At 53.9% G+C, this 21481-nt stretch carries 8 protein-coding genes and 5 pseudogenes; 6 read left to right on the top strand and 7 right to left on the bottom strand.

Annotated features, from left to right (window positions below; translation table 11 throughout):
• Nucleotides 1-81: 81 nt before the first annotated feature.
• The 3 genes and pseudogenes from ACN0TS_RS15005 to ACN0TS_RS14995 all read left to right on the top strand — a co-directional run.
• Complete coding sequence (locus tag ACN0TS_RS15005; RefSeq protein WP_417260176.1) at nucleotides 82-846, top strand: alpha/beta hydrolase; 765 nt, start codon at nucleotides 82-84, stop codon at nucleotides 844-846.
• Nucleotides 847-1135: 289 nt separating this feature from the next.
• Nucleotides 1136-1545: pseudogene (locus ACN0TS_RS15000) on the top strand (transposase); the annotation flags it as partial.
• A 253-nt stretch (nucleotides 1546-1798) separates the two neighbouring features.
• A pseudogene (locus tag ACN0TS_RS14995) lies at nucleotides 1799-2113 on the top strand (DUF736 family protein); the annotation flags it as partial.
• Here the strand turns inward: ACN0TS_RS14995 and ACN0TS_RS14990 are convergent.
• The 3 genes and pseudogenes from ACN0TS_RS14990 to ACN0TS_RS14980 form a co-directional block, all read right to left on the bottom strand.
• Nucleotides 2096-2681, bottom strand: a pseudogene (locus tag ACN0TS_RS14990) (IS3 family transposase); the annotation flags it as partial. The pseudogenes ACN0TS_RS14995 and ACN0TS_RS14990 sit on opposite strands and share 18 nt — an antisense overlap.
• A 139-nt stretch (nucleotides 2682-2820) precedes the next feature.
• Nucleotides 2821-3069 (bottom strand): integrase core domain-containing protein, encoded by a 249-nt coding sequence (locus tag ACN0TS_RS14985; protein WP_417260245.1) that lies wholly within the window; start codon nucleotides 3067-3069, stop codon nucleotides 2821-2823.
• Nucleotides 3030-3854 (bottom strand): DDE-type integrase/transposase/recombinase, encoded by an 825-nt coding sequence (locus ACN0TS_RS14980; protein WP_417260175.1) that lies wholly within the window; start codon nucleotides 3852-3854, stop codon nucleotides 3030-3032. Before ACN0TS_RS14980 ends, ACN0TS_RS14985 begins: the two co-directional genes overlap by 40 nt.
• A 128-nt stretch (nucleotides 3855-3982) precedes the next feature.
• Between ACN0TS_RS14980 and ACN0TS_RS14975 the strand changes: the two genes are divergently transcribed.
• The 3 genes from ACN0TS_RS14975 to ACN0TS_RS14965 are packed head-to-tail and all read left to right on the top strand — an operon-like array spanning nucleotide 3983 to nucleotide 8978.
• Nucleotides 3983-4801 carry a tetratricopeptide repeat protein gene (locus ACN0TS_RS14975; RefSeq protein WP_417260174.1) on the top strand — a complete coding sequence of 273 codons (819 nt, stop codon included), beginning with the start codon at nucleotides 3983-3985 and terminating at the stop codon, nucleotides 4799-4801.
• A 4-nt stretch (nucleotides 4802-4805) separates the two neighbouring features.
• Entirely contained in the window at nucleotides 4806-7277 is a 2472-nt protein-coding gene (locus tag ACN0TS_RS14970; RefSeq protein WP_417260173.1) for a filamentous hemagglutinin N-terminal domain-containing protein, read from the top strand.
• Between the two features lie 51 nt (nucleotides 7278-7328).
• Entirely contained in the window at nucleotides 7329-8978 is a 1650-nt protein-coding gene (locus ACN0TS_RS14965) for a ShlB/FhaC/HecB family hemolysin secretion/activation protein (protein ID WP_417260172.1), read from the top strand.
• Between the two features lie 33 nt (nucleotides 8979-9011).
• Here ACN0TS_RS14965 and ACN0TS_RS14960 read toward each other — a convergent pair whose 3' ends face one another.
• From ACN0TS_RS14960 to ACN0TS_RS14945, 4 genes and pseudogenes are all read right to left on the bottom strand, one after another.
• Nucleotides 9012-9677 carry a hypothetical protein gene (locus tag ACN0TS_RS14960; protein WP_417260171.1) on the bottom strand — a complete coding sequence of 222 codons (666 nt, stop codon included), beginning with the start codon at nucleotides 9675-9677 and terminating at the stop codon, nucleotides 9012-9014.
• A gap of 3 nt (nucleotides 9678-9680) precedes the next feature.
• Nucleotides 9681-18428: a filamentous hemagglutinin N-terminal domain-containing protein gene (locus ACN0TS_RS14955; protein ID WP_417260244.1), complete on the bottom strand. Its 8748-nt coding sequence runs from the start codon at nucleotides 18426-18428 to the stop codon at nucleotides 9681-9683.
• A gap of 221 nt (nucleotides 18429-18649) precedes the next feature.
• Nucleotides 18650-18730: pseudogene (locus ACN0TS_RS14950) on the bottom strand (integrase); the annotation flags it as partial.
• 43 nt (nucleotides 18731-18773) lie between these two features.
• Nucleotides 18774-21308: pseudogene (locus ACN0TS_RS14945) on the bottom strand (Tn3 family transposase); the annotation flags it as partial.
• Nucleotides 21309-21481 lie beyond the last annotated feature (173 nt).

Below are 21481 nucleotides of genomic sequence, written 5' to 3'. Positions count from 1 at the left end.
CTATAGAATAATAGTCACAATAGTTGGGCAGTTCCGCGCGGTCTAGATTGAGGGCGTCGAGGTTTTAAAAGGAGACAAACGATGCTCTATCGATCGAGCGCCACTATCTTAGCCGCAGCGTCATTCGGTGTTACGCTTCTTGCAGCCACTCCCGCTCTGGCCGAGGCCAAGAATATCGTGCTGGTCCATGGTATGAATATGACGGGCGGACTATGGCGCGGCGTTCATGACGGGCTGGTGGCAAACGACTATGAAGTCACTGTCGTGCAAATGCCGCTGACGTCTTTCGAGGCCGATCTCACAGCGGTGGAACGGGCTTTAAAGATGCAGGACGGTCCTGTCGTCCTGGTAGGTCATTCCTATGGCGGGTTCGTTCTGGGGGAGGCCGGAATGGACCCGGATGTCGAGGCTTTGGTATATGTCGCTGGATTCTTGCCGAAAGTGGGAGAAACCCAAGCTGAACTGACGGCAGCGTCTGTGTCCCACCTGACATCAGAAGCCCTACAATTTTTCGAAGATGGCCACTTTCTGATAGATACACGCGCATGGATCGAGAACGTGGCCAACGGCGCAGATCCGGACGATGCACGGTTTACGGCTCAGTCGCAGATCGCGGGGAACAGCGCGGCCTTTTCCTATCCGGCGACCGCTGCCGCATGGAAGGAAAAGCCAACCTGGTCCGTTATCGCAACGGAGGATCGGACGATTGCCCCTGATCTTCAGCGCCAGATGTCGGAACGGGCAGGCGCAACCGTAGTTCAGGTCGCAGGCGGACATCTGGTGCCCATGACGAACCCTGACGCTGTCGTTCAAACCATCATGCAGGCAGCGCAGTCCACTGAATAGGGCAGAGTGTGGCTCGAAATGTATTTGCAGGAGCGCGGTTTAGGCAGTCTGAGGGACAGAAAGTGCGCGCCGACACGCAACGGTAGATGCTCGAAGGAAACTCTTTCGGGCATCACTCTTGCCGCTGGCGGCCTCTTCGGATCGTAATGCTGAAGTGGCTTTGTTGTATAAGTCTAGCAGTCGATGCCGCTGCAGGCGCTTGCGAAACACGGCTGCTCCTGCTTCGTCCAGACTGACCTGCCACGGGATTTTTTCTCCACCGTCGATTAGAGTCCGCCCCAACCTGAGGATGGACAATGAAGCGGACGAGCAGATCATCGGCATCCTCGCCGAGCACGAGGCAGGAGCGAAGTGCGCGGACCTGTGCCGCAAGCAGGGCATGTCGGAAGGCGCCTCCTACAACTGGAAGGCCAAGTTCGGCGGCATGACATTGTTGGAGGCGAAGCGACTGAAGGCGTTTGAGGATGAGAATGCGAAGCTGAAGAAGCTGCTGGCCGAGCAGATGCTGGACTTGTCGGCGATGAGGGATTTGGTCGCAAAAAAATGGTAGGGCCCGCCGTGAAGCGTGAAGCCGTCGCATATCTTCGGGCCGAGCATGGCCTGTCGGAGCGGCGGGCCTGTCGGATTGTTGTCGCGGATCGCAAGATGGTTCGCTACCAAACGCAGCGTGCCCCGGATACGGAGCTGCGCGGGCGGCTGCCCGCCAAAATAACTGCGGTTTGGTCGGAAGGCAGTTCATCCCATTAGCTCAGCAGGCTTCGTGGCGGATGCGACTTTGACGTCTGGACTATGCCTTATCTCCGGTGAGTTTCGAAGGGAGCCAAGGCCCCCGGCAGTTCCATCGGCTGTTCACCCAGTTTCCTTCGCGGCCGCTGCGCTTCGCCTTCGGTGTGGCCGGGCCTTGGCCAGCTGCAAGGTGACCATCATTGCAACGCAAACAAGGAGAAGAGCAATGACCACGAACTGCATCAAATTCACCAGCGCCGACGTCGAAACCGCCAAGGGCGTCGGCTCAATCTCGACCCTGACCTTCGACCTCGACATCACTGTCGAACCCGTCGCGAGCACGAACCCAATGGCCTCTACGCACCGCGTCCTCGGCCGCTCCCCGCGCGGCAAGCTGGTCGAGTGTGGCGGCGTCTGGAAGAAGCAGAACAAGGAGACCGGCGCGGACTACTACACGCTGACCATCCGCAACCACGGCTTCAACGCCAACCTCGGCAAGGCTGCGAACCAGGACGATCTGTCTCTGCAGGCCGTCATGCCGGCCACGCTTGTCCTTCACCTGCCAGCCAGCATCTCTCAACAAGGCCGCGATCCGACGGTAGCCATATCGACCGTACTTGCGGGTCAGCGCAATCATGTCCGCGACCAAGCGTTCTTCGTCAGCACGACCGTGTGGCAACTGCCGCTGCGTGGATCGGAGTTGACCCAGAACGCGGCACACACGACGTTCAGAAACCTTGAACTCCTACGCACATGATTGATGCAGGTACGTCGGCGCGAGGGGCTCAGGGGATCCGCCCGTTCTGGCCTCCCTCAAGATCAACTTATCCAGCGTCAGGTCAGAAACTGCACGTCGGAGGCGTTCATTCTCTTTCTGTAGCCGCTTCAGTTCCTTGAGTTGCTCCGTGCCCATTCCACCGTATTTGTTTGGCGGGAAAACGCCCCACAGGGGCCTTTTCTTATCCACCTGCACTCCAGCGATAATACGTTTGTTCAGTCACACTGATCTGTCTGATTGCGTCAATCCGAGGCATGCCTTGCCCCATCAGAACTTCAACCTGCCGTAACTTCACGACGATCTCTTCGGGCTTGGGTCTCTTAATGGCCATCTCTGGTCCTCAGCTTTCCTAACTATAGGGGCGGACCACTTCAAAGGGGGAGGCTCATACCAAGCTCAGCAGCAATCTTGCTCATGGGTACTTTTGAGTTTGAGCTACTCCCCAGATCTTGGACAATATCTGGCGTAGTTTAAGCTACTCTATGCACCTGCTGATCGGGTTGGGTTGTTTCATTTCGTTGCCAATAGATCACAGCGGGTGGTTGGCCGCCAAGTGCGGAATGTGGGCGCTTGCGGTTGTAGAACTCGACCCACTTGCCGACACCTGCTTTCGCGTCCGACCCGGTCTCCCAGGCATGCAGGTAGACACACTCGTATTTCAGAGGTCGCCAGAGCCGTTTCACGAAGATGTTGTCGAGGAACCGCCCCTTGCCATCCATTGAGATACGCACGCCGGATCGGCGCAACCGGTCCGTCCAGGCGAATGACGTGAACTGGTTACCATCATATGACTGTCGGTGTTCATAATCTCTGGCGGGCCGAACTTATGGATGGCTTCGTTCAGTGCATCGACGCAAAACCCTGCTTCCAGCGTGTTTGATATCCGCCATGCCAGCACCTTACGTGTGTGCCAGTCCATGATCGAGACCAGATACAAGAAGCCGCGCCGCATGGGCAGGTAGGTGATATCCGAGCACCAGACCTGATTGGGCCGATCCACACGCAGACCGCGCAGCAGGTAGGGGTAGATCTTGTGCCCCTTCGCGGCTTTGCTTGTATTGGGCTTTTGGTAGATCGGCATGAGGCCCATCAGCCGAATTAGACGTCTGATCCTTTTCTCGTTCACGAGACGGTCTTCATTCCGCAGGTGCCATGTCAACTGGCGCACCCCGTAAAACGGTGTCTCAAGGAACTGCTTGTCGATCACGCGCATCAGATCGAGGTTCATCTCACTTTCGCCCTTGGGCTCGTAGTATAACGATGATCGCGAGATCGACAGCAACTTGCATTGCTTGCTGATGGACAGGTTGGCGTTGGCAGGCTCAATCATCTTGCATGGTTTGATGCCGGCGCTCGATCTGGCCCTGTATCTGTGGGTGATATGGCGAGCCCTGACGTGCTCCATACCTTTCTCTTCGATGCAATCCGCTAGGTCGCCAGCAATGTCGATCGAGCCGTTTTCGCTGAGCGGTCTGGTCTTGGCGACCACGGCTATGAAAACCAAACCCACAGACTCTAAATATGAATGAGGGAACCTCGGAGGCAAGTCACTGACACACGGCTTGCGAGAGCGAATGAACTTGGGTAAACGATTGGAAAAGTACTTTCATTGTGGTTTGGAGGAATTCTTAAATGCAATTTGTGTCGCGTTTGTATGTGGTGGTTGGGGTATCTGTTCTTTGGGCTGGCTTAGCATCAGCGGATATTCCGAATGGTGTTAAGGCCCTCGAGCAGGGAGATGTTGAAACCGCTGCAAAGGAATTTCAAGCTAGCTTCGACTCCGGAAACCCGGACGGTGCCTTCTACCTTGGCCGTATGTTCGAATTGGGGCTTGGTACTGAACCGGATCTTGCTCAGGCAGCAGAACTCTACAAAGTGGCAGCCGCCCAAGACAGTGCTTTGGGGCAGAACCGCCTCGGCCTGATGTATCTCGACGGTCAAGTCGTGCTTCGTGACTATGCCCAAGGGGCGGAACTGATCTGCAAAGCGGCAGAACAAGGCGAGGCTAACGCGCAGTTCAATTGCGGGGCCGCCTATGGAGACGGCAAGGGCGTCGCTAAAGACCCCGCAAGAGCGCGAGAGTATTGGCAGAAAGCCTCTGCACAGGGACATATCGCAGCGACAAACTTCCTAGGACTCACCTACAAGACTGGCAACGGCATTGATGTGGACGTCACCAAAGCCTTTGAGCTTTTTTCCAAAACAGCGGAGCAAGGTAATCCTATGGGACTTTTCGAGGTCGCCTTAGCTCTTGAGGGCGGACTTGGCACAGCTGAAGATAAAATCAAAGCCTACACCTACGCAAATATCGCGGCAGCCCGAGCACATCCTGAAGCCCCTGCTCTTCGTGATCGGATAGAGGCAGAATTGTCGCCGGAGGAGATCACTCAGGCACAAAAAGCCGCACGTGATTGGATAAGCGCCGCCGAAGCCAAGGCCGCAGAGAACTGAGAAGATGCGCTCTAACCGCGCCGAAGCAACCCGCTTCAGGACATTCATTGCGACCAACACATTTGTTCTCAGTTTTCTCGTTTCCGGCGTTCCTGCACACCTGAATGCTCAAGTGGTTGCTGACAGAACGACATCAACGAGTGTCGTCGTGAACGCCAATGGCTCTGTGACGGTCGGGGTCGCTCCGACCGGATCAGACGGGGTAAGCCTCAACCGCTATACCGACTTCAACGTGTCAGAACCTGGTGTGCAACTGGACAATCGCACCGAAGCGGCGCGCACGATTGTCAACGAAGTAACCGGGGCCTCTCGCACAGGCATTGAAGGCCCTGTCGAGGTGCTGGGGCAACGCGCCCATGTGATCGTGGCCAATCCCAATGGCATCGTCATTGATGGGGGGCGCTTTGTGAACACGGGCCGCGTAGCGCTGACCACAGGGCAAATCTCCACGACACAGCGCCAGATCGCGCCGGGAATCTTCCAGGATAATGTGCTCTCGACTGTGAATGGCGGCACCATCACCGTCAAAGGCGGTGGCCTGTCCGGTCAGATGGACGCAATCGATCTCATAGCTCATTCCATCCGTGTTGATGGCCCGATCACAAATGAAAGCACAAATACAGGAGCCAGCATTCGCCTGGCCGCTGGCAATTCCAGCATAGAGTTTGAAAGTTCCGTTCTGCCTGGCAATACCGGCCTCAGCTGGGGCAATATCACCGGCGCGGGAGCCACCTCTGATGGAGCCGTGTTGGTGGAGATCACCCGGCCCAGCGTGTTGCGGGCCAATCGCGTGGGCATTGAGGTCAGTGATCTGGGCGCAGGGGTGCGTTTTGCCGGTGAGGGCTATGCCACGGCCCGCGGCTTTACTCTCAGCGCCAATGGGCGGATTGATCTCAGTGGGGCCAAGATTGAAGCTCCTGCAGGGATTTCGGCCTCGGCGAGTTCGATCACGCTTGATAACAGCACACTCACGGCCTCGACAGGTCCCATCAGCTTAGCTGCGACAGAGGCCGCTGGGGATGGCCTCACCGGGCTTGATTTTGCGTTTAGCGGTCAGAACCTGTTTCTGAGCTCGGAAGGCAATTTGAGCTTTGGGACCACTGAAGGAGGCACAACCAGCCTGACCTCCACCACGGGAGATATCGTGCTCCAGGCCAAGGGCGCATTTGTCGATGCGGGCAGCAGCTTTGCCGCGCATCGCAATCTCCTGGTCAGTGCCGATCAGCGTCTGAGCTTTTCAGAAAGCACGCTTGGAACAACTGAGGGTTCCATCCAGCTTGATACCAAGGGAGCGTTCAGTGCCACAGGCACAGTGGCCAATGCCTTTGGCCATTTGCTGGTCACTGCCGACGAGGCGGCTCTTTCCAAAGGCACCCGGCGCACAGAACTCAAGGCTGAGAATGGCAGCTTCATCCTGACGACCTTAGGCACAGATTCCGCAGGACACCTCACCAATACCGGGAGCCTGATCCAGGGCGGCGTGATGACCGAGGGTCTCAAGGACAGTGCCGATACGGAAAGCGCAGGAGCCGTCACGCTCAATGTCAAAGGTAGTGTGATCAACACCACCGCAGACGACCTGGCCGTGATCTTTGGAGCCGGAGGTGATGTCTCCATCCGCACCGGCGTGAACATCGAGAACAACCGTGGCCGCATCCTGGCCAATGGCGATGTGAAGCTCATCGCCGAAGGGGATGTGCTCAATATGGTAGACGCCCCCAACGGGGCCGTAGACCCAGAGGTGGTGCAATATACCCGCAAGGGCAAACGTCAGTGGTGGACGCTTTGGATCAAGCGCAAGCGTGAGTCCTACGTCTCCTATGATTACGGCACACTGGAGAACACCGATCAACTTGCGGCCATCACAGCCACGGGGGGCGTGAGCATCGAGGCCAGCGGCTCTCTTATCAACCAGGGCGGCGATATCAATGCCAATGATGGCGATCTGGAAATCAAAGCCCTGCGCGTTGAGACCATCGGGCTTGGCTCTGGTAAGGTCTATGTGCGCAAAACCTGCGTTCTGACCTGCTCCTATGACGGCGATGGCTCTGTCGCCTATTTTGGTGGTCGCCTAAATGCCTCTGAGAATATCAGGATTGAGGCCACAGAGCGGTTCCACAACAAGGCAGGTTCCTTCTTTGCCATCGGCGACATAGACATCATCTCAGGCGATGTTGAGTTCGAAGCCGCCCTTGTACCCACATTAGTCACCCGCCCCAAAGGTCTTTATAACTTCTGGGCTTCAAAAGCGGCTTGGGTGTTCCTGCGAGATCAGTTCGGCTCTATCGTGGCTGATACCGGCAATATCACGGTCACCAGTGAACGACCCGTCAAGATCACAGGCGGCACCCTCACGGCTGGGGGCAGCGTCGATTTAGAGAACGGTCAGGAGATCGTTCGCACGCCAGGGGCCCAATCAGATGCGCCAAACCATACCATCGGGTTCTTTGCGGACCTGCCGCTGATCCGGCAGTGATCCATGAGGGTTCTGGGCGCATATGGGCGAGGCTGCATCGCCAAGGCGGGTATGGCACTCGCCCTTACGTTTGGGGTCAGCACCCCTCTCATAGCGCAGCAAGTACCGGACCCGATCCTTGAAGAAGAGAGCCGTAGGCAGCTTGAAGAGCGCACCAACGAGCTTGGTACTTTGGAACGCCGTGGCGGCGCGCCCGATCCGGGCCCGGCTCAGGCCCGGGGCGGGCCTTGTTTCCAGATCAACCGGCTGACCGTCGAGGGCGTGACGCTTCTTTCCCCCGAAGAGCTGGCCGCGATCACCAGCAAATACGTCCCTCGCTGTATGCAAGGGGCGGATATCCAGGCGGTGATGCGTGAGCTGGACGCGGCCTATGCCGAACAAGGCTATATCACTTCCAAGACTTACATCCCGCCACAGAACCTACAGGATGGGTCCCTTACCCTTTCCATGCTGGAAGGCACGGTCGAGGATATCTTGCTCATCGATGCCGAGCAACAGATCGAGAGCAAGCGAGGCGCGCGACAGCTCAAGACGGCCTTCCCGAATGCTGAAGCTGAACTCTTCCAACTGAGAGATTTTGAACAAGGTCTTGATCAAATGAACCGTTTGGCCTCGGTCGAGGCGGTTTTGAAATTGCAACCCGGGGAAGAGGCAGGTGGATCATATGTAATCGTTCAACGGGTGCAGGAAGATCGTGTGCGGGGTTATGCACGGCTTGATAACCAAGGCTCAGAAAGCACCGGGCGCAACAAACTCTCCTTTGACCTCGAAGTCGATGATCTCTTCGGGGCCAATGATGCCTGGACCTTTGGCTATTCCGGTTCCGAGAACACCAATGCGCTCAGCATCAACGGTTCCGTGCCTTATGGCTATTGGACCTTTGAGGGCGATTTGTCTTACTCTGAATATCTGACGCCGTTGAACGCCCTCTCAGAACTTTATGGCACATCGCGCACTGCCGGTCTTAAGGCCCGCTATGTCGCGTTTAGAGATCAGACGCGCACGACAGAGCTGAGCTTTGGTCTGCGCACCCGCAAAGGAGATCGCTTCATCAATGATGTGCGTCTGACACCGCAGAATCTCAGCACCTTCAGTCTGGGCGTCAAACATCTCCGCCTTGGCGAGACTGCGCGAAACTCCTATGACGCGACCCTGACCTTCGGTACCACGCTCTTTGGGGCCGACGAGGATGCGCAGGGTATTGGCTCCGATATTCCCCGGGCGCAGTTCTTCAAGATCAACGCGGGCTGGCAGCGCCAGGGTGCACTTGGACAAACCGGCACGCTGGTCACCGATCTGCGCGCCCAGTGGAGCCCTCACACGCTTTACGGCACCGAGCAATTGTCGCTGGGATCATTTTCCACTGTGCGGGGTTATGAAGCATCGGTCGCCACAGGAGATATGGGGGTCTATTTGCGCAACGATCTCTATCTCACGCCCAATATCTGGAACTTCTTGCCGGAAGAAACCGCAGGTAAGGTCGCGAAAAAGACGCAGACGCATCTCTTCCTGGATCTGGGTATTACCCGCGATCATGCGCGTGACGTGACCGAAAAAGCCGCTGGGTTTGGGTTGGGCTTTTCGTATTATCACAAGCGGTTTACGCTCTCCGGGACCGTGGGCGTGCCGCTTATCCAGGACAACCGCTTTGATATCGGTGATCCCGTCATCCAGCTCAGGATGGATGTGAAAACGTGGTGAGGCTGGGATACTTTCCAAGTTCGACAAAGAAGATCATGTGATGATGAGTTTTGGCGCCGCTGCTTGAATAAGCGAAATATCGTCCGCAATACGTTCTTTTAGTCCTAGCGGGATTGAATCGTCAGAGGTAAATCTTTCTATTGCATTGCAATCATTAAGCATACACCGCGCTAGGAGGTACATAAGTTCATCTTGTAACGGGTATCCATGATACCTGTATGTTGGGGGAAGAGAATGCAAAAATGCATCCTCGTTCTCAAAGCTATGCATTGGAGCAATATGTTGTTCAAAATCGTCAATCAACTCTACGATGTAGTCAGGAACTTCGCCTAGTGCACGTTCGTCTCGATCATGCGTGCCGGATAAATCTTCCCAAAACGATGGGCGATACCCTGAGCGTTCAGTCCGTTGCCAAAGTTGCTGATATCTATATCGAATAGGCGCGCATTCTGGACTTCTCCCTAAAACCAAAGAATAAGCTTTGGACAGCATTTTACTTTCAAAAGTGATGCTAGGCTGAGAAATCCCAAACCAGCCCTTGAAAGTCCATCCAGGTCTCAGAGTCACTTTAACGCCTTCGCATGGCTGTAAGACAAACTGCGTACCCGACTTCAAGTAACGCCACCTCTCTAGTTCCACCCGTTGCGATGCTTCCGACGTTAAGGTGAGAATGGAGGTCTTAACAGCAGATTGGCCCATGCATCAATTTTCCCTTACCACATACACAGCAGAAGGAGCTGTACCGCTCGGTACGATATTGCCAGCATTTTCACCGACTGCTACGACCTCGCCCCCACTAATTTGCATATTGTATACACAACTTTGGTTGGAAGTGAGGCACGCATTGCCGGTTTTGACTTCAAAGTTTGCTAGGCCGTTTGTATCTAGCGTTACTTGAGATACTGGGTTTCCTGCGCCATCTAAAACGGGATTCCCATTAAGGTCCTCAAGTGTATATCCACTCGGAATGTCAACTGTTTGCCCTGGTTGGCCGCCTACGACAATGTCAGTTCGCGCACGCCTGCCATTGCCTCCAACAAGTGTTACCTCTGTTTGCGTTATCAGACCTTGTCCATCCAACGACCGATCCAGACCATTAACCGCCGTTTGATGCTGTTGATTAATACCGTTCCGAAATTGAATAAAGTCCCGGTAGTCCTCTGGAGTAATCGGTAGCTTATCATCATCAAGTTTGCGCCTGACGTAGTCATAGTACTGGTCCGGATCAATTCCAGTTCCAGAAAATACGTCACCAACATAGTCAGACAACTGCCCGCGAGGAATATCGAGGCGTGTTCTTGCCTCAATGGCAAGAGTCACGCACGCTAATGCATCCCCACCTGTAACGCATTCATATACCGCGATGACTAAATCTGGGCCAGGTATCGATGCTATCAGGTCGTAGAGAGCTTTGTCCTCCCGAATGTCGCTTATAACCTGCATCACACACTGAGGATCCCCGCTTGGACATTCTGCGTGGATGCGGGCCTCGTTTTGAATATTTAGAGATACAGTGCTCGTCAGCCAGTTTGGCACTTCCAATCCATGCTGTCCATGCAAGTAGAGCTCAACGCTAACTATCGAATCTCCACCGACAGCCAACCGCAAATCATCAACTGAGGCCATTTGAGCAATGTGCTCAATCCGACAAGATTCGGTGTAGCACATGTAGTATTCGAGATCGCGCTGCCGTGAAATTTCCCGAAATTTTTCAATAATCGCATAACGCTCTTCGTCTTCACAACCATCTGAGCTGGCACGGCAAGCCTCAAGATCGGCTTGCAAATTTTCCAAATCTTCATGCGTCAGGTAGTTGTTGACGATTGCCGACTGGCTGACTGTTCCCCCGAAGCTGACGTTGATGGCATTTCCGCCTGACGTGAAATACCCCGCGAAGGCCCCGACGAGGGGCGCGAGTTCGAGGATTTGCTCGTCGGAAAGGTTCGACCCTGCGAGCAGGGACGAACTGGCCCCGGCAAAGAACCCCGCGACACAATCGCCATTCATCGCTTCGAGGGCGAGACAGTTGACGCCGCCATGCAGGATGAGATGGCCAACGGAGCCTTCCCACTGAGTGCTTTGCCCGTTGCCAAGCTCCCCGATGCCGAACTGTGCCAGCGCGAGAGTCTCGGATACCAGGAAGGTGCGGCCCACATCGTCTAAGCCTTCGAACGGATCCTGCCCGTAGACCAAGTTGCTCACGACTTGGTTGATCACCTTGTCACCAAAGCGGTCTACAATGACGGAGGGTGCAAACGTCCCCCGCACGTCATTCGCAAATGGGCTTTGATCGCTCAGTCCGGCACCCAGATTGATCTGATCACTCAGATAGCTGGAGATCGTCGCCGAAATCCCCGCGAGCATTGCGCCGCTCAGGATATCATCCATATCCAGTTCACCAGTGATCGAGCCTTCAACCACACCAACAATGAGATTGGTGGTTGCGGCTTCAACGCCGGCACTGATGAAGGCGTTCTCGATCCCGAAGTTGATGCCACCCGTGATATAGCTGGCCACCGCCTGAAGCAGTGCCTTAAAGGCCGGGTTGAGCTGGACCTGTTTGTCATACCATTCATGATCACGCAGTTCGATCGTGTGATAGGTCGCGCCATAATCCTGGATCAACGTGTCGAGATAGGCGAATTGCTGTCCATCGGATGCACCAGGTAGATCATAGCTGCGGTAATAGTCCTGATTGATTTCCTGCGCTTCAGCCTCAGCATTTGCCTGATCTGTCGGAGAGGCCAGGCCAAGTGTCGCGTCATCAAAAGTTTTCGTGCCGATGAGGTTGATCAACTGGTTGTTGAGAGTGGCGCCTTCGTAACCCTGAATGGTTATTTCGCCAGAAACATTGAAATTGACTTCCGGAGCATAGATTTCCGGAAGCGCCGCTGTCTCACGTTCGAACCCCGACTGAATCGTAGTAATCGTGATCATGTTGTCGTGGTTTGAGTAGAAAGACTGGCGCGCGGAATTGATCGCTGCATTGATCTCAAGTTGGGCGGCAGTCAGATTGACGGTCTGCGCATGAATTGTCCCGCCGGTGATACTCAGAGTGCCAGACGGGGCAGCAATTTCCAGAAGATCATCTGCCAAGAAATCATTGCCGTAATTGATCAGGATATCGTTGGCTTCAACGCTTTCGCTCGAGCCAAAGGGGACAACCCAGAAAATACTCGTGTTACTATGAGTCTCCTGCCGAGTGATCGAGCGTTCGGCATACGTTCCCGCAGAGATATTGCCATTCGGCGTCGAGAGATTGATGTTTTGCGCCGTGAATTCAGTTCCCGCCGAGAGAATAGAGGCATAGTCTCCATTTTCCCCTGTCGCACGAATTGTTATGTTACCATTGGCTGCACTAAGAGACGCGCGCTTGTAGATGTCTTCGGCCGCATCATACTCATAGGTTGTCGACTTTTTGTAGAAACCGAAGAACTTCTTCTTGGTGGTTGTATTTTTGTAGTTGTACGACCAGAAGCCTGGCGCTGCGACCATGTTGACGCCGCCCTGAAGAGCTTCAATTGAGATACTTCCGTCGTAAGCTTCAATCTTGGTGCCGATAAAGTTTGCGGAACCACCAGCGAGGATCGTGATATCGTCTCGCGCCGATATCACGTTTTGATAGGCACGCAACTCTCTAATTTCAACTTTGCTGGCGTCATGACCACTTTCAACGCCCTGATATTTTGAACTGAAAGCCCAACCAACATAACTGGGCCGGTCGGTTCGTCCAGTTTCCAGGTAGATCGGCTCACTCAAGAAAGCTCTTCCCGCGGCAATTGTCATGCTCCCGCCAGTGTGTACCTTTCCGGACTGGAAAGTAATATCTCGGCCTGCATAGAGAGTTGTGCCACCTTGACCGGACAGGAGAGTATGTCCCCGCAAGCCGGCAGAATCGGTATCCCACCAAACGCCCGTGTCTACCGCGTCAGAATTATTGTTTCTCCAGTAGAACGGATTGAAACGAACAAAGAGATCGCGCCCGGCGCTGTAGGTAATTTCATTCGCAACGATCACTTGGTCTTTCTGCTTGATGTCGTTCGAAGCCAAAAGATAGATGCTATTTTCACCAAGCAGCCGATGACTGCTGTTCACCACAATCGACTTGGCTTGGACACTGAGGCTATGAGTCATATCTCCCGAGAACCAATCCGCAGTATTGAACCAACCGTCATTTTGGATGAGTTGAACCTTATTTCCTGCGGAAACAGACATGCGCTGATCATTGTTCAGACCGCTCCGTATTGTCCATAACGTCGAGCCGATTTGGGATTCGAGCGTTTCAGAGAGGGTCGCATTTTCACCGTAATTCTTGAGATGCTGCCGCCCCTCAATGTGAAGGATATCTCCAGCATAGAGCGTTCCAGATCCCAGAACTGTATTCTGGCCAGACTTGATGTAAACATCACCATCTGCCCGAATTGTGCCGCGCAGCACTATGTCTCCTGCGTCAGCGATCAATGACACAGATCCTGAGACATCCCAGTTTGCAGTATCGAACGAGTGCCCAGAAGGATCGTACACAGAGGCCCCCAAAGCCCCCATGTCACCCTCACGCAATTGCACATAGATATCTTTCTGAGCACCGGAAATAATATCCAGTTTTCTCGTTCGGTTGCTGCTTAGAACATTGCCGTCGAATCGGTGGATGTCACTGGCGATTAGCTGGGTCAGTTCCGAACCGCGGAAAGCTGCTCCATAAGATTTGATATGACGGGCTGCATCCACCAAGAGACGCTTAGTTTCGATCCGTTCGTTAACTTCAATGTCATAGAGTGTGGAATTTAAAGAAACTTGATCCGTGACACGGACAACACCGCGCAGCCCTATACTATTAGCTTGGACCAAGAGATTGCCGCCTGCAGTAATATCCGACGGCGACCACACACCACCATTTTCTGCGATAAGTGTGATATCGGGGCCGGTAATCACACCCGTATTGTTGATATCGCCACCATCCGCCTGCAGGCCCAGAGACTGATAGCCGAAGAGCTTACCGCCACCGTTCGAAATCCCTCCTGCGGCGTACAGGACAATCTCTTTAGCTCCCATATCCGCGAAAGACGTATCAACGTTGCGGTTTCGAATATCTCCGCCAGCGGCGACATAAATCGTCTCGGTCGCTTTGAAGAGCGATTGGTTGTCGAATGCTCCATCAGATTCAACAACCGCATTGGCCCCCCGCAAGATGCCAGTGTTCGTGACATAGCTCGCATTTGACTTCAGTCCCAGATACCCGCCATTTGCCTCAATTGTACCTGAGCTCAAAATGCTGTCTTGCGCCAGGAGGCGAATATCTGTCGCATACATTCCACCATAGTTGCGAATGGTGGTTCCGGCCGAGATGTTGAGGACCTCGGACTTTGGCAGGCCACTAGAGTAGGTCTGCCCAATGATACCATCATTCTGTACACTCGTGCCCGTGAGCAAAGCGATCGTTTTTGCATAGATGGTGCCGGTCGCAGCGTTGTTAAATGACCCGGTTAAATCAGCGACATTGACGACGTCGCTCGCTTTAACTTCACCACCATTGGAAACCGATCCAGCGCGCAAATCAATGACTGCGCTCTGCAAGCGTGCGGTTTCGCTGTTTGAGATCAAATTGGAAGCTTTGATATAGAGGTGGTCACCCGATGTCAGGTTTGCGCCTGACTGATTATAGAAGCTCTTGGTATCCAAACCAAAATAGGTTTCTGCCGAAATCGTTCCGTAGTTCTTGGTATTGTTCGAGACGTCACCAAAGAAACCATAGAGATCCAGAGCACCGTAGTTTGTAAAATTGTGCGCGGTCAGGCCAAGCGAAACGGTTTTTATCGTCGCGTCAGTTTGGTTTGTGACGCCTGTTTCTGCAGTCAGTGCAATTTTTGATGCACCAAACAATTCGCCAAAATTTGATATTCCATAGGACGACAGGGCGTCAATTTCAGTAGAAGCGAGCTTCGCGCCTGCATAGTTTGAGATGTTTGTCGCCGTGACCGACAGATTGTCTCTTGCCTCTACCAACCCATAGTTGGAATAGCTGCCGTCTGAGACAGTAATCTCTGCAGTTTCTGCGCCATAAAGATTGCCGCCCGTGAAGCCACGCGTGACGGCGTCAAAATGTACATTTTTGGCAAAGACGTTGCCGGAAATATCAAACTTATTAGAATCAACGTACAGATCTCCTCCAGCCACCAGTTCTCCTGAGTTGCTGACTGTTCCAACCAACGCATTCAATCGCAGCGTTTCAGAGGCAAAAACGGATGAAGTACTACCCAATGAAATAGAAGAGGCATTGAGCGTCACCCGCTTGGCCGTCAAGCTTCCACCCAAGTTTGCAGCACCTGTGACATACAATGTGACCGCATCGCTACTGCCCATTAGGCTACCACCGTAACTACGATATGTGTCGGAGTAGACTTGCAATGCACCTTCAGAAAAGAGTGTACCATATTGACGATACTCCTGCGTGATCGTCAAATCGTTGAGGTTCGTCCCAGACAGTGCCGCGCGCCCATACATATCGAAATTGTCTGCGGAAATCCGCAATTGCTCAGCAGCCAAATAGCTATTGGATCCCAATGTGACGTTTTGGCCGGCGAAGCTCGCAGATCCGGCAACTGAATAGGTTCCGATACCATTGACATCGCCTGTTCCGGTGCTCACCCAACGCGTTTTGAGCTTACCTTTGGATGTGGTGTACTCTTCAAGTGCCGAAGTGAGAGCGTTTAGGCTCAACCCGTTTCCAGTTTGGATAAAGCCGTCGTTCGAGATCTTCGCGGCAATAATCGAGGCTCCGCTAGAGGTCTGGAACACGCCAGTATTGAAGAAATTGCCCAAAACCCTGAATTTCTTGGTGCCAGATGCAGAGATCAAACCGTGGTTCACAAAATCGCCAGTCCCCATTCCGGTCCCGAGCGTTCCCCCAAGACTCAGGACCCCATTGTTCGTGAACGCTTGCGAAGCCAAGACGTTGCCATTTCCATCCGCTTGGACCGTTGCACCGCTAGTAATTGTGACCGTATCTGCAACAAGACTCACCGCTTGGCGCGCTTCGAGCACACCACTTACGAGTAGATCTTGCGAGCCATTGATCGACAGTGTCCCACCAGATCCGATACGCCCATCCAGCGTCAAATTGTCGGCAGCAAGCGTCACACCTGCTCCCAGAAGCAATTCCTGCGTAGCGTCTTCAGGCTGCAATCCAGAAATCAGAGCACTTCCCTCAGTGAGTATAATCTCCGAAGCGGAATCGCGACCTTTGATCTCGATTTTACCAAGAGAGGCAAACACCCCCGAATTTTCGAAGTAATCAATGTTGTTGCGGCGTCGATATTCGTTGATCAAGAAAACGCTGCCCGAATTACTCACCCGCGCGGTATTGATATTGCCAGCCTTGGCCCGCACCAATGCGCCAACATCGCTGTTTTCGAACGACTGCCCGGTGACATTCAGCGCATTGTCAACCAAAATCGTGCCTATGTTTCTGACAAGGCTGTTCGAAGACAGCGAGGCGTTGTAGTAGCTCGCAATTGTGCCAATGTTGGTCAGATCACCGTAGGCGTCCAGATCAATAAGATTCCCAGCCGTCAGAACATCGTTGTTCACAATTGTATTTGCAGTGACGGAAAGGTCGGTTTCAACGGACATCAGACCAGTGTTGTCAAACTGACCTGTGACAACATCCAGAGAAGTAGTTGAGCCTACTACGCCCTGGTTGAAGAACCTCGTGCTCGCAGTGATCTTACCATAGTTTTGCACGCGCAGTTCGGCACCACCTCCATTCGAAATCTCCAGCGACGTCAGGTACGCACGAACACCCTGAATATAGCCATCGTTGGCTATCGAAAGATCCGAGACAAGATGGATATCGCCATCCGAAGAGATGGTACCAGCGTTGCTCAAAAGCCCTGTCGTACTGACATCGACCTGGTCTCCGAGGATCACGCCAGTTTCATTGTTGAAAAGTGTCGCAACATCAATATCCAGCGACGTCACACCATAGAATACACCGGAGTTGTGCAATTCTCCTTCGAACGCGATACTCAAGTTGTCTTCCTGGATAACCCCCCCGATTTCATTGTAGAGATTTCCATCAAACGTGATCGTGGCCGTATCGTGGCGGCGCATATCGGCACTGTTGTGGAAATCACCGCTCGCGGTGACGATGAGATTTGAAACATCCCCCACCGTCAGGCCATCAACAACAACGTTTTCACCAAGATAGAAATCACCTGTCGTGACGGAGAAATCTTCGGAGCTGAGGATCGCTGAGTCACTCAGCGTAAAAGATGTTCCACCCTCATCAATAACCACTTTACTGGCAAGAATTGTCGCGTCTTCGATCGAGACACCCGTCATGCCCTGAAGGGTAAACTGCCCACTGGCTGATCCATACGCAGAAAAAGTCAAAAATTTTGCACTTCCGACAGAGACATCCGCACCGGATTGAACGCCCCCGGAGAAACTAAGCGCTTGCTTTTTCGACGAGACTTGCACCCCGGTGAGACCGTAAAGGCCTGTCAGATCAGTAGTATTCACGTGATGTCGTGCGTAGAGCAGTGTGTTGGCCCCGGCTGAGCTGACATCGCGTTCTACAGTCAAGTCACCGTAGTTAGACCGCAACTCCGCTTCACCCTGTGCGAAAACTGAACGCACAGTTGTATCACCTTCATTAACAACCCGAACACCTTCTGTTGTGGACTGAAGCGCACCGAGTGTCCGCACACCAATGCCACGTTCATTGCCAATGATCTGAATGCGGCCAGCTTCCATAGCGCCATATTCCGAACCGTCGACCACAAAGTCAGAGTCAACATCTGCGCCTTCTAGCACAGAAAGCTTGCGCTGGTCGGTCACGTCATAGCTTTGGGCGCCGCCCTGCACATTGATACCATCAATGGCCGTCACTTTGCCATCGATAACGACGGTCCGTCCGATCAGATTGATATTGGAGACGCCATTATCGCCCCCCAGAAGACCGTTTCGGCCAATCATGACGGCGCCTTGCGTTACATCCAAACGCACATTGCTACCATCAACAATTGGCACGCCAGTGGTCAATGTGCCATCGCTAGCGTTTATGAAATTGCATCCGCCGCACGTGATGCCATTGGGGTTCGCAATAATCACCCCGGCTCGGTCACCACCTACTTCGATGGAGCCATTCAGAGCAGAGCTATCTGTCGAAGTGACCTCATTTACGATGGTCGCGGCCGTGCCGTTCACAAGATTTGCGTTACCAGAAATCGTTCCCGCTATTTGGGTGGCCACGGTGCCCTGTGAGTTATTCAGGACCACGCCTTTTGAAGTGACGTCAAAGCGCTCGTATTGGTTTAGAGACACACCACCAGAATTTGGGGTCGCAATATCTACGATTTGTGGGCGCGACGACCGCTGGAGCGAAGGCGCAAAGCCAACATTTCCATTTGGATCAATGACGATCTCTTGAGCGTGTGCAAGCTCAACCATCATTGGCTGCAGCGCAACTAACAAACAGTTCAGAAAAGTGAAACTCTGCTTAAATTTAAGTCTACGGACTTTAGAGAAACCGCCAAAAGAAATGCCACGCACAACAAAATTCCCAAATTTGAAAAGGCTTTTGGAAGTTATTAACCCAAAAGCATTTTGATTTTCAATTACCTTTTCCCAGATGCCTTGTGGACTCTCAAGGGTCGTTGCGACGATTTCCGCTATCTCAGTTTTATCAGTTCTTCCCTGAAGGCTTCGGTTGGCGTTCGCCATCCCAGGCACTTTCTGGGGGTGCCGTTCAAGGGGTAGATTCCGGCTGAGTGCAGAATAGTACGTTAAGGCGTGTCATCGTCGATTTTTCCACCTGTATTCGCCCGTGAGGAGGATATGCGCCCATCCGAGGGGCGAGATGTGCGCCAAAAGCTCTGTTGAGCAGTCGAGATCGGCCCGTTTTCGGTCGGTGACAGCCTGGCCCAGATGCTTTGTATTCCAGTAGATGATAATTGCAGCCAGGAGGTTCAGCCCGGCCATGCGATAGTGCTGCCCTTCGGTGGTGCGGTCGCGGATTTCACCCTGACGCCCGATGCGCAGAGCATTTTTGAGGGCGTGGTGTGCTTCGCCTTTGTTGAGCCCAACTTGGGCGCGGCGCTGCATGTCGGCGTCGAGCAACCATTCGATGATGAACAGCGTTCGCTCGATCCGCCCGATTTCACGCAGGGCAAGCGCAAGTTCATGTTGGCGCGGATACGCTGCAAATTTCTTCAGGAGTTGGCTGGGCGGCATGATGCCTGCCGCCATGGTGGCCACGGCCCGCAGAACATCCGGCCAGTTCTGGACGATCAGGCCTTCCCTGATCTTACCGCCGATCAAACCGCGCAGTTCCTTCGGAGCGGCAACCGGGTCGAAGAGATGGAGGCGTTTGGATGGTAAATCGCGGATACGCGGAATGAAGCGATAAGATAGCAAAGATGTCACCGCAAACACGAGATCGGTGAAGCCGCCGGTGTCAGCATACTGCTCTTTGATCTTGTGGCCCGTGTCATTCATCAGCAGCCCGTCCAGGATGTATGGTGCCTCGTTTACCGTGGCTGGAATATTCTGGGTGGCGAAAGGGCCAAACTGGTCAGACACATGGGTATAGGCTTTCAGCCCCGGCTCAGAGCCATATTTTGCATTGATCAGATTCATCGCTTCACCTTGTCGTGCTGCTGGAAAGAACTGGCCATCGCTTGAAGCCGTGACACCGCCGCCCCAGTGCGCAGACATCGGCAAATTCGATTGTGCGGAAATCACCGTGGCAAGCGCCCGATTGATGGCGTCACTTTCGATGTGCCAACTGGATAGGCGTGAGAGTTGGAAAAAGCTGTGTGTGTCGATCGCCTCGGCCATTTTGCTCAGACCGAGGTTCAACCCTTCGGCCAGCAATACGTTCAACAGTCCGATGCGATCCTTGCAGGGTGAGCCGATGCGCAAATGCGTGAAGGCGTCGGTGAAGCCGATATCATCATCGACTTCCTGCAAAAGATCGGTAATGCGGGCGGAGGGAAGACGATGATAGAGATCGAGCACCAATTCATCTGCTTCCTTTGGAACCGCTGAACTCAGTCGATCAATCTTGAGCACACCGTTTTCGATGGAGCCGCCTGGGATTGCGCCGTTTCTGGCGGCTTTGGCCAAGCGCGCAAGCCCGTCTTCGAGCCGTGCTTTACGGTCCGCAATCCATGCGTCCGGCTCGAACGGAACGGTCAATCTGGGCGTTGCCTTCGCCGCTTCAATTGGAACCAGGGCTTGCTTCAGATCGGCATAGCGGCGGGAATTGGCCAGCCAGATGTCGCCAGATCGGAAGGCATCACGCAGGTGGAACAGGACAGCCACCTCCCACAGCCGATGCTTGTCCTCTTCACCGGCATTGAGATGACGGTGCCATTTCGACCCACGACGTAGGAACCCAACAGGTTTAAGGTGGGCATTCTGGCCGCTCTCAATGATGGTTGCTGCCTTCAATAATGGTTCAGCCACCGGGGCCGCGTGTATCTCAAGCGCGCGCAACATTCGCGGTGCGTATCGCCGAAACCGGTGAAACCCCTGAATAACATGGCATAGAGGATCAGCGGCCATCGTGTCAGTCAGCTTGGCGGCAGTCGCGACAAGCCCTTCGAGTTGATGCCACCCACAGGCTGTTTCCGTCGCGACATCAAGTGATGCGCCATCCCCCTTGGCTTCCAGTAGAGCCGCGCCCAGAGATTTGAATGAGCGTAGCGTGTCATGAAGGGCTGATTTCGCATCCGCGACCCGCGCGTCACAGATTTTCTTGGCATCACGCCAGGTTTTCCCGACAATCCGGTCATGGGTTTCAACCACCGCATCGGCGATGGCCGCGTGCCATTCGACAACGCAAACAGCCAGAATAGCAGGCCGCCGGTCGCTGCTGATGTCTCGCAGACCATCAGCAAAATAGCGTTCCCCTTGATGGCGCAATCGAGTGACCCGGTGTGGGGGGATGTCGTACAGAATATCGGGTGATAATCCCAATGCCTGCAAGCATTCCAACCTGTCCAGAAGTCGGGATGCCCCTGCCGAATTACTGCCCACCTCGTATTGTCGAAGCCAAACAAACCGGCTGACAGTGCCATCGACCATTTCTGTCAGCAAGCCGTCCAGTAGTTCCCTCACCTCATTGCTGAGCCGATCTACGATACGGCTTTCAATTCGACGTTCGGAAGCAACAAGCGCATCAGCACACAGCCGTTCGATGACAGACACACCCGGCAGGATCGTTTGGGTACGACGGCATTCCTTGACAAATTGTTTGGCCAAATCCTTATTCGAGCGGGCCGTCTCAGCCTGACATTCAAGCCAAACTTTCAGATCGCGCGCACCAGTGTGAGCGATAATCGAACTGCGACTCCTATTCTTTTTGAAGGTAGGGGGATCGCCCCATCTCTTCCATCATCTTTTCACGGAACACCTCGGCAGGTGTCTTCCATCCGAGGCATTTTCTGGGTGTTGCGTTGAGGCGGTCACAGATCATTTTCAATTCATGATCTGAGACT

It is taken from the genome of Celeribacter sp., from assembly GCF_048266405.1.
Lineage (GTDB): Bacteria > Pseudomonadota > Alphaproteobacteria > Rhodobacterales > Rhodobacteraceae > Celeribacter.
Note: the sequence above shows the minus strand (reverse complement) of the source record. Positions and strands in the feature narration are given on the sequence as shown.